An 11,951-nucleotide genomic window follows, 5' to 3' on the forward strand; every position below is an offset into this window, starting at 1 on the left:
TGAGCGCATGACCACGTCGACGGCGCTGCTCACCGACCGCTACGAGCTGACGATGCTCGCTGCCTCCCTCCGCGACGGCACGGCGTTCCGGCCGAGCGTCTTCGAGCTGTTCTCCCGGCGATTGTCCGGGGGGCGCCGATTCGGCGTCGTGGCGGGGACCGGACGTCTGCTCGGACTCCTGCGGGAGTTCCGGTTCGGAGAGGACGAGCTGCGGTTCCTGCGCGACGAGGAGGTCGTCGATGCGGCGTCGCTCAAGTACCTCGAGGACTACCGGTTCACAGGGTCGATCCGCGGCTACCGCGAGGGAGAGCTGTACTTCCCCGGCTCGCCCATCCTCACGGTCGAGGGGTCTTTCGCCGACGCGGTGGTGCTCGAGACCCTCGCCCTGAGCGTGCTCAATCACGACTCCGCCGTGGCGACTGCGGCGTCACGGATGAGCATCGCGGCGGGTGAGCGCCCTCTGGCCGAGATGGGTTCACGGCGTGCTGCCGAGCGCTCGGCCGTCGCTGCGGCGCGCGCGGCCTACATCGCCGGGTTCGGGGCGACGAGCAACCTGGAAGCCGGGCGGAGTTGGGGTATCCCGACGATGGGGACGGCGGCGCACTCCTGGACTCTCCTGCACGACACCGAGGAGGAGGCCTTCCGTGCCCAGGTGGAGAGCATGGGTGTCGGCACCACGCTGCTCGTGGACACCTACGACATCCGCACCGGAGTCGAGACGGCCATCCGCGTCGCCGGCACGGGGCTCGGCGGGGTACGGATCGACTCCGGGGACCTGCCGATCGTCGCCGCCGATGTGCGCGCACAACTCGACGAACTCGGAGCGACGTCGACGCGGATCACGGTGACCAGCGACCTGGACGAATACGCGATCGCGGCCCTCGCCGCGTCACCCGTCGACGCGTACGGTGTCGGCACGTCGGTGGTGACCGGATCGGGCTATCCGACCGCGAGCATGGTCTACAAGCTGGTGGCACGGCAGGACTCCACCGGGTCGTGGATCGGCGTCGCGAAGGTCTCGGCGGACAAGGGATCGCACGGTGGGCGCAAGGCCGCTTTCCGCACGCTCGTCGATGGTGTCGCGACCGCCGAGACCGTCGCGGTCTCCGACGGGTTCGAAGAGATCGACACGGCGAGCGAGCATCCGGACGGGCGTGCGCTGCAGGTGACGTTCGTGGAAGCCGGCGAGATCGAGACCGCCTACGAGGGGATCGAGGGGACTGCGGCCGCACGGTCGCATCACCTGCGGGTACGCGAAGAGCTTCCCGTGCGCGCCCTCGCCCTCAGCAAGTCCGACCCGGCGATCCCCACCGTCTACGTCGACGCCGACTGACGTCAGCCGATCATCGACTCGTAGATCTCCTTGCACGTGGGGCAGATCGGGAACTTCTCCGGGTCGCGACCCGGCGTCCACTTCTTGCCGCACAGTGCGCGCACCGGCTTGCCGGTGATCGCCGACTCGAGGATCTTGTCCTTCTTCACATAGTGCGAGAAGCGCTCATGGTCGCCCGGCTCGAGGTTCTCCTCACGGAGGAGCTCTTCCAGTTCGCGATCAAGCGTTGCCACGCCGCCCTGATCGGGGCTGTCCAGCGGAGTACTCATCCCGTGAGTCTAGCGTCGTCGTGTGCCTCGCGGGCGGCCCTCACGCGGTCTCGACGAACTCCATGAGCCGCTCGCCGCTGCGCTCGAAGATGCGACCGCCGATGACCGCTCCCGCTGCGAGCACGCCCAGTCCGACGAGGAGTCCGACCCAGAACGTCGCGGGCGCGTATGCGGAGCCTTCGATGATCGACGCGGCGAACAGCCAGATGGTCGGCACGCTGAGCACGATCGCGCCGAGGAACGCCGCCGCCGGACCGTAGGCGCCGCGGGAGGTCGGCCGCTGCGGCTGCTGGAACGGACTGTCTCCGGGCCGTGACACCGCATACGGGGCCACGACCGAGACGATGCTCGAGAGTCCGAGCGCGCAGAAGAGCAGGCTCGCCGCGAGACCGCCGAGCGGCAGGAGCAGACTCCAGTCGCCTACGAGGAGGAGCGAGAGGGCACGGCGATCGCGAGGACCGGAACGGCCACCAGCAGGACGGGGACCAGACGCCCCAGACGGTCAGGCAGCCCCCGGACGCCACTGGCCACGTGGGTCCACAGCGCGGTCGAGTCGTAGGCGACGTCGTTGTGCGGAAGCCAGCCGAAGAACAGCGCCATGACCGGGACCGGCACGAGAGCGGCCACTTCGAGCGGCACGCCCGCGACGATGAGCGGCAACACCGTGAGCACCCCGGCGACCGGGACCACGATGATGTTCATGATGTATCGGCGATCGCGAAGCCAGTACACGAGGCTCCGGGATGCGATCGCCCCGAACGCGTTCGACGGCAGAAGACCGAACCAGCCGAGTCCGGTGCGCTCTCGCGAGGCGACCGGACGTTCGGTGGTCGTGAGGAGGCGGCTGACCAGCCAGGACCACACCAGCCAGAGGACACCGATGGTGAGGATCGCGACGATACCGCTCGCCCATGCCGATCCGGTCTCCCCGCAGCCGCCGAGAAGAGGAACCCCGGCGCAGCGGCGAACGGCGTGAACCCCAGCACCGTGGACAGTGTCGCCAGCGACTCCGGCACATGGCCGTCCCAGCGCAACGACCCCAGGAACACCGCCACGGGGAAAGCGATCACGAGCAGCGCGAGCGCGAAGAGCGCGGTGAGCTCACGGGAGCGCCGCTCCGGAAGCAGCAGGGCGTTGATCGCCATGCCGATCCGCGCGATGAGCACCGTCGTCACCACCCCGACGACGGTGAACAGCACCGCGAGGGGCCACGGGGTGCCGGCGGACACGGCGACGACGCAGACGCTCACGTAGACCGCGAGGAGGGCGAGGCTCGGCACGCTCACGAAGGCCGCCAGCACAAGCACCCACGGCATCTGCCGCTCGTCCACGCCGAACACCGCGAAGCGCCGCGGATCGAGCTGGTCGACGGCGCCGACGAGGATCGGGCCGACGAGGAACCCGAGAAGAAGTGCGCCGCCACCGAGGACGGTGACCGCCCGTGCGACGGGAACTGAGGCGTCGGCGAGGCTGAACACCGCGAGACAGACCACGACGGTGACGATGACGACGGCAGCGAACGCGAGAAGAGTGCGAACCCGACGATCGCCGCGCAACGACCCGAGCAGCAGCGCGAATCTCAGTCGGAGAACGTGTGCAGCCACTCGAGCCCCTCCACCTCTCCGCTGGAGCCGGCGAGTTCGACGAACCGTGCCTCGAGCGTCTGACCCGCGCGCACCTCGTCGATCGTGCCCTCTGCGAGCACTTCGCCGCCGACGATGATCGCGACCCGAGAGCAGACACGTTCGACCAAGTCCATGCCGTGGCTGGACAGGATCACGGTTCCTCCGTGCGAGACATAGGCACGCAGGATGTCGAGGATGACCGCGGAAGAGACCGGATCGACCGATTCAAACGGCTCATCCAGCACGAGGACGCGCGGCGAGTGGATCATCGCTCCGGCGAGCATGATCTTCTTCGTCATTCCGGCCGAGTAGTCGGAGACCACCCGGCTCAACGCGTCTCCGAGGTCGAACGCGCGCGCCAGATCCGTCGCGCGCTTCTCGATGACGTCCGAGGACAGCCCCCGCAGAAGTCCGTAGTAATAGAGCAGCTGACGACCGGTGAGACGATCGAAGGTGCGGAGCCGATCAGGGAGCACGCCCATCAGGCGCTTCGCCGCCTGCGGTTGCGCCGACTGGTCGATGCCGCAGATCACGACGCTTCCTTCGTCTGCGCGCAGGAGGCCGGCGACGATGGAGAGCGTGGTCGTCTTGCCCGCGCCGTTCGGACCGACGATGCCGTAGAAAGACCCGGCGGGAACCGTCAGATCGATGCCGTCGACGGCCCGATTGTCGCCGAACTGCTTCACGAGTCCGCGGATGCTGATCGCCTCGGTGTCCGGACCGCTTTCGACGGCGCCGGCCGCCGTGTCGTCGGACGCCGTGTCATCGACGACGGCGTCCGGTTCGGCGATCACGACGGCGTCCGGCTCCACCTCCGGCGCGGGATCGGGCTCGGCGACGAGGGTCGGTTCGCTGTCATCGTCGGATCTCGCCACGGGCGTCTCCCCCTCATCCGCCATCAAAGCAGAGGATGCACCCTCGACCGCCGGGTCCGAATCGACCACCGGGTTTGAATCGACCACCAGGTCCGACTCGACCACCAGGTCCGACTCGACCACCAGGTCCGACTCGACCACCAGGTCCGACTCGACCGCAGGGTTCGACTCGACCGCAGGGTTCGACTCGACCGCCGAGCTCGACTCGGCGGTGGGAGCCTGCTCCGCCGCAGGCGTCGCTTCAGGCTCGGCCTCGGCCGCCGTGGCCGCGGCCGCCTTCGCCGCCCTGGTGGCTGCCGCCTTTGCTGCCGCTGACCTCGCCGCCGTGGTCTTCGCCGTCGCAGAACGGGCAGTGGACTTCGCCGCCGCCGATTTCGCGGCAGCGGACTTCGCGGCAGCGGACTTCGCGGCAGCAGTCTTGGCCGCACCGGCCTTGGCCGCACCCGGCGTCGCCGCACCGGTCTTGGCCGCACCGGTCTTGGCCGCACCGGTCTTGGCCGCAGCGGTCTTGGCCGCAGCCGCCGTCGCGGGCTTCTTCGTCGCTCGCGCAGCCGTGTTCTTCGCCGCAGCTGTACGCGCGGCTGCCGCCGTCCGCGGTGCCGCGGACGGACGGTCCAAGGCTTTCGTCAGGGGCTCCACGACGACCTCGGCGGATGGTGCCGCCTTCTCGGCGGCTGCCTTCGCGGTGGCGGTCTTCACAGCGCTGTTCTTCGCAGTGTTGGTCTTCGCCGCGCTGGACCGAGGCTGCGCGGTGGAGCGTGCTCCAGTCGTGGTCTTCTTCGTCGCCGCAGGTGCCTTACGCGCGGCTGAGGCGCTCTTCGCCGTGGGGGTCTTCTTCGCCGTCGGAGTCGTCTTCGCCGCCGCGGGCGGAGTGCCGACCGTCTGCTTCGCGGCCGGAGCGCGCTTCACCGTTGCCTTTCGCGGCGCGGTCTCGGTATCGTCCACCTGGGCGGTGCGGTCGTCAGGGGAAGAAGTCACCGTCCTACGGTATCAATGGGCGGCCGCAAGCCAAGCCGCCGCGCAACATTCCGCTCCCGGATCCGAAGATCCGGGAAAGATCCGAATCCGACGAAGACCCTGTGCGTCCGGTGTGTACTCGGTCACGAAATGGCAACGGGGACGTCAGGACCCGGAGCTTCTCAGGCTGAATCGCTAGCATGAACGCGGCACGACGAAGTGTCTGGTCGGTGAATCGACCGTGAACACAACTTCCTTTAGGAGCACTCGTGACTCTTCAGACCGTCATCCTCGCCGCGGGCATGGGCTCGCGCCTCGGCCGTGCGCTGCCGAAGCCGCTCACCGAACTCAGCGACGGCCGCACGATCATGGGCCAGCAGCACGACAACATCCGCGCCGCCTTCGGCTCCGACGCACGCATCACGACGGTCGTCGGCTATCGCGCCGAGACCATCATCGACGCCTTCCCCTCGGTCAACTACGTCCACAACGAGCGCTACGACGAGACCAACACCTCGAAGAGCCTGCTCCGCGCCCTCGGGGCGACGGGACGGGGTGGCGTCCTGTGGATGAACGGCGACGTGGTCTTCGATCCGATGATCCTCGGTCGCGCAGCGGCGTACATCGAGCGCGACCAGTCGTTCGTCACCGTCAACACCTCCAAGGTCAGCGACGAAGAGGTGAAGTACACGGTCACGGCCGAAGGCTTCATCAACGAGCTGTCCAAGACCGTCAAGGGCGGGCTCGGCGAGGCCGTCGGCATCAACTACATCTCGTCCACGCACAAGAAGGCGTTCATGCGCCAGCTGCAGCGCGTCGAGGATCAGGACTACTTCGAGCGTGGGCTCGAGCTCGCGATCGCGGAAGATGGTCTGCTCCTCGAGCCGATGGATGTCTCCGACCTGTACGCGGTCGAGGTCGACTTCGCCGAAGACCTCGAGCGGGCGAACCTCTTCGTCTGATCCGCTCCCGAAAGCCCGGTTCCTCGAGGAGCCGGGCTTTCGGCGTTTTCGCGGTCGGGCTTCGTAGGATCGCTGCATGACCCCCAAGGTGCACAAGATCCACTCCCTCCCGGATGACGCCCCGTGGGACAAGGGCGTGCCGCCCCAGGGTTCTCCTGAGCATCCGATGATGGTGCGCGGACTCGACAGGGTGCTGTCCATCCAGCGTCCCCTCGTCCTCGCGCACATCCGCAGCATCCGTCTGCGCAACCCCCAGGCATCGCCGTCCGAAATCATCCGGATCCTCGAACGGCGCTACCTCGCCGCGGTGACGACCGGAGGGGCCGCCGTCGGCGCGACCGCGGTCGTCCCCGGCATCGGCACGGGCGTCACCCTCGCGCTCTCGGGCGTCGAGACCGTGGGCTTCGTCGAGTCGACGGCACTGTTCGCCCAGTCCGTCGCCGAGGTCCACGGCATCGCGGTCGCCAACCCCGACAGGGCCAGGGCGCTCGTGATGACACTCATGCTCGGCAAGGAGGGCGTCGACCTGGTCGGGCAGCTCGCGGGTCAGGTCGCAGGACGAGGGGGGAGCCGGTCGTCGTACTGGGGCGAGCTCGTCACGAAGTCGCTCCCCCGCGCAGCCGTCGGACCCCTCGTCGATCAGCTCAAGAGCATGTTCGTGAAGCAGTTCGCCGCGAAGGGCGGCGCCTCGGTCATCGGCAAGGCCCTCCCGTTCGGCATCGGCGCCGCGGTCGGAGGCGCGGGGAACCACATCCTCGGACGCCGCGTGCTCACCACCTCGCACAAGGCGTTCGGCGCTGCTCCGATCGACCTGCCGATCGAGCTGGAACCCGTGCCGGGGGCCGAGAAGCTGGAGTTGCGGATGCTCCGCGGCGCCCGCTATGCCGGGAACGCGGTCGCGGGTGCGGCAGGAACCGTGGCCCGCGGCGCGGGATGGGTGGGACACCGCGTGGGCGAACTGGCCACCAGCCGGCGCACGGCTGTCGAACAGCTCGAGCCGAACCCGCACGACACCGGCGACCACGACCTCACCTCCCTCTCGGGCTCGTCGCCCTCCGTGGAACGCGATCGGAACGAGCCGGCGGGCTGACGGACACTGCACGCTCGTCGCCAAAGGATCAGCCGCCTCGTTGTGCCGAGCATCCAACGGACCGAGGCGACCCGACGCTAGGGTGGAATCCGTGACGGACAAGCCCGACCTCTTTACCACCGCCGGCAAGATCGCGGACCTGCGCGCTCGCTACACCGAAGCCGTCGTCGACGCAGAAGCGAAGGCGAAGGAGAAGCAGCACGCCAAGGGCAAGATGACCGCCCGTGAGCGCATCGAGCTGCTCGTCGACCCCGGGAGCTTCGTCGAGTTCGACGAGTACGTGCGCCACCGCACCACCGCGTTCGGCATGGACCGCTCCCGCCCCTACGGCGACTCGGTCGTCACGGGCGTCGGCACCATCAACGGCCGTACCGTGGCCGTGTACTCGCAGGACTTCTCCACCTTCGGCGGATCGCTCGGCGAGGTCGCCGGCGAGAAGATCGTGAAGATCATGGAGTTCGCGCTCGCAGGCGGCATGCCGTGCATCGGCATCCTCGATTCGGGCGGCGCACGCATCCAGGAGGGCGTCGTCGCGCTCGGCAAGTACGGCGAGATCTTCCGCCTCAACACCCGCGCATCCGGCGTCATCCCGCAGATCTCGATCATCATGGGCCCCGCAGCCGGGGGTGCGGTGTACTCCCCCGCGCTCACGGACTTCGTGATCATGGTCGACAAGACCAGCCAGATGTTCGTCACGGGCCCCGACGTCATCAAGACGGTCACCGGCGAGGACGTGGGCATGGAGGAGCTCGGTGGCGCATACACGCACAACACCCGCTCCGGCGTCGCACATTACCTGGCGGAAGACGAGGACGACGCGCTCGACTATGCGCGCACGCTGCTGAGCTTCCTGCCGGACAACAACATGGCAGAGCTCCCGTCGTACGAGAGCGCGTTCGAGTTCGAGACCACCGATGCCGACCGTACGCTGAACACGATCGTGCCCGACTCGACGAATCAGCCCTATGACATCCACACGGTCATCGAGCGCGTCGTCGACGAGGGCGACTTCCTCGAGGTCCAGCCGCTGTTCGCACCGAACATCGTCATCGGCTTCGGCCGTGTGGAGGGCCGCTCGGTCGGCGTCATCGCCAACCAGCCGTCCCAGATGGCCGGAACGCTGAACATCGAGGCCGGCGAGAAGGCCAGTCGCTTCGTCCGCTTCTGCGATGCGTTCTCGATCCCGATCGTCACCCTGGTCGACGTGCCCGGCTACCTTCCCGGCACCGACCAGGAATGGACCGGCGTGATCCGTCGCGGGGCGAAGCTGCTGTACGCCTACGCCGAAGCCACGGTGCCCCTGGTCACCGTGATCCTGCGGAAGGCCTACGGCGGCGCGTACATCGTGATGGGTTCCAAGCAGCTCGGCGCCGACGTCAACCTCGCCTGGCCCACGGCCGAGATCGCCGTCATGGGCGGCCAGGGCGCCGTCAACATCCTCTACCGCGGAGAGATCAAGAAGGCCGAGGAAGCGGGCGAGGACGTCGCCGCCGTGCGCACCCGGCTCGCGAACGAGTACACCTACAACGTGGCGTCGCCGTTCCTCGCGGCGGAGCGCGGCGAGCTCGACGGCATCATCGAGCCGGCGAACACCCGCGTCTCGATCGCGAAGGCCCTCCGCGCTCTGCGCGGCAAGCGCGCGGAGCTGCCGCCCAAGAAGCACGGGAACATCCCCCTGTGACCGGGCAGGAAGCCCCCGGCGCGGCATCGGATCCGGCGGCGCCGATGCTGGAGATCACGCGCGGGACGGCGACCGAGGAAGAACTCGCCGCGCTCATCGCCGTGATCAGCGAGGCATACGCGACCGAGGCCGCCGACGCCGTCGCCGAAGAGCCGTCCGTCTCGGCCTGGACCCGCACGCAGCGCCCCCTTCGCCGACCGTTGCGTCGGGACATCCCCTGGGGACGCTTCTCCGGCTGAGACGACGCCGACCGGGGCTGCCGCTGTGGTCTCAGCCGTCCAGCAGCAGGACGGATGCGCGCGGGCTGAGCACGGAATCGAGCACGACGCATCCTGCACCCACCGCGCCGACGTCGTCGCCGACGACCGTCCCGTCGACGGGGAGTTCCCGCACCGCACGTGTCGCACTCGCGCGCGCCAGTCTCTCGGGGATCTCGCCGAGATACACCGCGGCGAGCCGCGACCAGAACGGGCCGCCGAAGACGACGCGATCGACGTCGAGCATGTTCGTCAACGCGGCGGTCAGCACCGACATGTGCACCGCCGCCTGACGCAGCACGCCGACGGCAGAAGCATCGCCCGCGGCGGCGCGCTCGCACAGCGCGGTGAAGCGCCCATCGACGGCCTCGACATCGCTCCCCTCGCGGTCGTCGCGGAACACCCCCGCACGCTCCGCCTGCTCCACGATCGCCTGCGGGGTGCACACGACCTCGACACACCCGCGCGAACCGCAGGTGCACGCGGGGCCATCCGGGTCGACGATGATGTGCCCGACCTCGCCGATGTTGCGCGTGCTCCCGGGTATCGCCCTGCCGTCTCGGGCCACGGCCGCCCCGATCCCGGTGCCGAGATAGACGAAGACGAAGGAGTCGTCAGCGGAGGCCCTTCGCCTCCAGAGCTCGCCGACGGCCGCCGCGGTCGTGTCCTTCTCCAACACCACGGGCATCCCGGTCGCCTCCGCGAGCACCGCTCTGAGTGGCACCCGGTGCCAGCCGAGGAGCTTGGGCGGATCGATCACCGTGCCCTTCTCGACGTCGAGGGGGCCGGGCGCGGCCACTCCCACCCCGGCGATCCGGGTCCGATCCACCCCGGACGCCGTGATCAGCGCCTCGATCGTCGTGGCCATGGCGGCGACGATCTGTCGGGGCTCCTTCGCCGGAGTGCGCACGCTCATCCGCCGCACCACCGCCCCCGACAGGTCGAGCAGGACGAACGTCATGATTGCGGGATCGAGGTGCACTCCCACCGAGAAGCGGCTGTCCGGGACGAGGCGCAGAGTGACCCGGGGCTTGCCGGGGCCGTTGATCGTGCGCCCGGCCTCGCGGATGAACCCGTCGTCCAGGAGGCGCCTCGTGATGTTCGTGACCGTCTGCGCCGACAGCCCCGTCGCGGCAGCGAGCTCGATCCGGCTCAGCCCCTCGGCCGACTGGCGGACGGCCTCCAGCACGACGGACTGATTGAAGTCACCCATCCGCGGAAGATTGGTGCCTCGACGCATTCCCATCGTCCAATGATGGCCCATCGGCGTGGAAACCGTGTCCCCCAAAATACCTACAGACAACGCGTGCGCGACCGTTCAGACTAAGGGAGACGCTTCGCGTTCGGCTGGTCTCTCTGTCCCAGGGTAGACAGACGCTGATCGGCCACCAGCGGACGGTTTTCGGGTAACTGTCCGCACGGCGAGGGGCAGGCGGATTCGCCGCCCCTCGCCCACTCTCTCCGCATCCTCGACTCCGGTCACCTCCCCAGGGCCGGAGCCGAGGACGTGCGCGCGACTCGCGCCGTGATCAGCCTCCGGCGGGATCCCGCGGGATCTCGTGCCACAGGTCGACCGCGTCATCGTCGCCGGAGGAGCGGGTTCCGGCGCGGCCGACGACGGTCACCGCGACACGTGGATCACGCGCGGAACGGATGATGATGCGGGCAGCCTTGGCCTGGGTGAGTGTCGCCGCCAGCTCATCTCTGATCGCGCCGCGACGAGCCTCGTCGATGCCGTCGAACCCGCCCTCGTCGAACACGGTGACGACGGCGCCGCGTCTGCGCGCGACATCGATCGCATTGCGCACGGCATCGTTGAGGAGGTCCGCGCCGCGCAGTTCGTCGCGCAGTCGCCCCTCCGCAAGACGCGCCTCCCGTCGTTCGCCGTCGTCGAGGGCGCCCCGCGTGGCGACGACCCGACTCAGCACGGGGCCGGCGACGGCCAGAGCGAACTGGGTGCGCAGACGCCTCTCGCGCTGCCGCACCCGCTGCGTGGCATGCCATGCCGAGACCGCCTGCTGGATCTCGGCGAGGCGCTCGGTATCGCGCACCGCACGGTCCCAGAACATCACGAGCAGTCTGGCGACGGCGACCCACATGATCGAACCGACCAGACCGAGGGTGAGCGCCACGCCGACGCCGAGGTACGCGGAAGCGGCGACCACGAGCACCACGAGCACCAACCAGCCGATGAGGAAGCGACGGCGCACCACGCAGACGACGCCGAGCAGCCCAAGCGCACCGATGTACCAGGTGGCGAAGGGCGCCGTCCGGTCGCCGGGCTCCAGCGAGAAGGTGACCAGTGTCGGGATCAGAGCGCTGGCCAGCAGTGCCAGCACGGCCGACCACAGAGGCATGCGCACCGATGTCGCATCACCCAGGATCGCAATGTTCACCACCACCAGGTACACGCCGATCGCGAGGACCATCAGCAGCGGCGCCGTTGGCTGCTCGATCCACCACACTCCCCGAGCGACGAAGTACAGGGCGAACCCGACCGCGAGCGAGGTGGCGACACTGCGCACCGTGCGGTTCATGAGCGCTCCCACCCCAGAGTGACGACCGTGCCGTGCTCGTCCGACCGGATGTCTGCCGTCCCGGCGACACCGGCCATACGCGCGAAGATCGAGGCCCTGATCCCGAGACGATCCGCCCCGATGGCTTCGACGTCGAAACCCGGTCCGGTATCGGACACCGTGACCGCGACCCCCTCGTCGCCGTGCCCCTCGGCGACGATGTGCAGACCACGCCCGTGCGCATGCGCCACGGCGTTGCCGATCGCCTGCCGCGCGGCGAGCACGAGAGCCCTGGCCGCCCGACCGGGGATGAGCCCGATACCCCCGCGTTCCTCGACCACCGCGTCGGCACCGAGCTCCGAGAGCGAACGGCGCAGCTCGACCAC

At 69.0% G+C, this 11,951-nt stretch carries 13 protein-coding genes; 5 read left to right on the forward strand and 8 right to left on the reverse strand.

What is annotated here, in order from left to right; translation table 11 throughout:
* Positions 1-7 precede the first annotated feature (7 nt).
* Positions 8-1,333 (forward strand): nicotinate phosphoribosyltransferase, encoded by a 1,326-nt coding sequence (locus G4G29_RS13175; RefSeq protein ID WP_183150441.1) that lies wholly within the window; start codon positions 8-10, stop codon positions 1,331-1,333.
* 2 nt (positions 1,334-1,335) lie between these two features.
* Here G4G29_RS13175 and G4G29_RS13180 read toward each other — a convergent pair whose 3' ends face one another.
* From G4G29_RS13180 to G4G29_RS22250, 5 genes are all read right to left on the reverse strand, one after another.
* A complete protein-coding gene (locus tag G4G29_RS13180; RefSeq protein ID WP_026049764.1) occupies positions 1,336-1,602 on the reverse strand; it encodes a DUF3039 domain-containing protein in 267 nt (88 codons plus the stop codon).
* Between the two features lie 40 nt (positions 1,603-1,642).
* Positions 1,643-1,936, reverse strand: a complete 294-nt coding sequence (locus G4G29_RS22235) for a hypothetical protein (RefSeq protein WP_244632012.1) — start codon at positions 1,934-1,936, stop codon at positions 1,643-1,645.
* A gap of 86 nt (positions 1,937-2,022) precedes the next feature.
* The gene (locus G4G29_RS22240; RefSeq protein ID WP_244632013.1) at positions 2,023-2,304 is read right to left on the reverse strand and encodes a hypothetical protein; all 282 of its coding nucleotides are present in this window, start codon (positions 2,302-2,304) and stop codon (positions 2,023-2,025) included.
* Positions 2,301-3,206 carry a hypothetical protein gene (locus G4G29_RS22245; RefSeq protein ID WP_244632014.1) on the reverse strand — a complete coding sequence of 302 codons (906 nt, stop codon included), beginning with the start codon at positions 3,204-3,206 and terminating at the stop codon, positions 2,301-2,303. The genes G4G29_RS22240 and G4G29_RS22245 overlap by 4 nt, the downstream gene beginning before the upstream one ends.
* On the reverse strand, positions 3,182-5,080 hold the full coding sequence (locus G4G29_RS22250) for an ABC transporter ATP-binding protein (protein WP_244632015.1): 1,899 nt from the start codon (positions 5,078-5,080) through the stop codon (positions 3,182-3,184). The genes G4G29_RS22245 and G4G29_RS22250 overlap by 25 nt, the downstream gene beginning before the upstream one ends.
* Positions 5,081-5,328: 248 nt before the next feature.
* On the opposite strand from G4G29_RS22250, the gene G4G29_RS13195 reads away from it, so the two are divergent.
* From G4G29_RS13195 to G4G29_RS13210, 4 genes are all read left to right on the forward strand, one after another.
* Complete coding sequence (locus G4G29_RS13195; protein WP_183150442.1) at positions 5,329-6,021, forward strand: NTP transferase domain-containing protein; 693 nt, start codon at positions 5,329-5,331, stop codon at positions 6,019-6,021.
* Between the two features lie 76 nt (positions 6,022-6,097).
* Positions 6,098-7,111: a hypothetical protein gene (locus G4G29_RS13200; RefSeq protein ID WP_244632016.1), complete on the forward strand. Its 1,014-nt coding sequence runs from the start codon at positions 6,098-6,100 to the stop codon at positions 7,109-7,111.
* Positions 7,112-7,193: 82 nt separating this feature from the next.
* Complete coding sequence (locus G4G29_RS13205) at positions 7,194-8,792, forward strand: acyl-CoA carboxylase subunit beta (RefSeq protein ID WP_183150443.1); 1,599 nt, start codon at positions 7,194-7,196, stop codon at positions 8,790-8,792.
* 44 nt (positions 8,793-8,836) lie between these two features.
* A complete protein-coding gene (locus G4G29_RS13210) occupies positions 8,837-9,031 on the forward strand; it encodes an acyl-CoA carboxylase subunit epsilon (RefSeq protein ID WP_183152839.1) in 195 nt (64 codons plus the stop codon).
* A 31-nt stretch (positions 9,032-9,062) separates the two neighbouring features.
* Here G4G29_RS13210 and G4G29_RS13215 read toward each other — a convergent pair whose 3' ends face one another.
* The 3 genes from G4G29_RS13215 to G4G29_RS13225 all read right to left on the reverse strand — a co-directional run bounded on the left by G4G29_RS13215 (position 9,063) and on the right by G4G29_RS13225 (position 11,951).
* Positions 9,063-10,262, reverse strand: a complete 1,200-nt coding sequence (locus G4G29_RS13215; RefSeq protein WP_183150444.1) for an ROK family transcriptional regulator — start codon at positions 10,260-10,262, stop codon at positions 9,063-9,065.
* Between the two features lie 316 nt (positions 10,263-10,578).
* Positions 10,579-11,586, reverse strand: a complete 1,008-nt coding sequence (locus tag G4G29_RS13220) for a hypothetical protein (RefSeq protein WP_183150445.1) — start codon at positions 11,584-11,586, stop codon at positions 10,579-10,581.
* Positions 11,583-11,951 carry an ATP-binding protein gene (locus tag G4G29_RS13225; protein ID WP_183150446.1) on the reverse strand — a complete coding sequence of 123 codons (369 nt, stop codon included), beginning with the start codon at positions 11,949-11,951 and terminating at the stop codon, positions 11,583-11,585. The genes G4G29_RS13220 and G4G29_RS13225 overlap by 4 nt, the downstream gene beginning before the upstream one ends.

Origin of the sequence: Microbacterium sp. Se63.02b (assembly GCF_014171575.1) — a bacterium.
Lineage (GTDB): Bacteria > Actinomycetota > Actinomycetes > Actinomycetales > Microbacteriaceae > Microbacterium.

Bases quoted from the DNA above. Each gene is read 5' to 3' on its own strand.
- G4G29_RS13175 (WP_183150441.1), top strand. From the start codon at position 8: ATGACCACGTCGACGGCGCTGCTCACCGACCGCTACGAGCTGACGATG.
- G4G29_RS13180 (WP_026049764.1), bottom strand. From the start codon at position 1,602: ATGAGTACTCCGCTGGACAGCCCCGATCAGGGCGGCGTGGCAACGCTT.
- G4G29_RS22240 (WP_244632013.1), bottom strand. From the start codon at position 2,304: ATGAACATCATCGTGGTCCCGGTCGCCGGGGTGCTCACGGTGTTGCCG.
- G4G29_RS13200 (WP_244632016.1), top strand. From the start codon at position 6,098: ATGACCCCCAAGGTGCACAAGATCCACTCCCTCCCGGATGACGCCCCG.
- G4G29_RS13210 (WP_183152839.1), top strand. From the start codon at position 8,837: ATGCTGGAGATCACGCGCGGGACGGCGACCGAGGAAGAACTCGCCGCG.
- G4G29_RS13215 (WP_183150444.1), bottom strand. From the start codon at position 10,262: ATGGGTGACTTCAATCAGTCCGTCGTGCTGGAGGCCGTCCGCCAGTCG.
- G4G29_RS13220 (WP_183150445.1), bottom strand. From the start codon at position 11,586: ATGAACCGCACGGTGCGCAGTGTCGCCACCTCGCTCGCGGTCGGGTTC.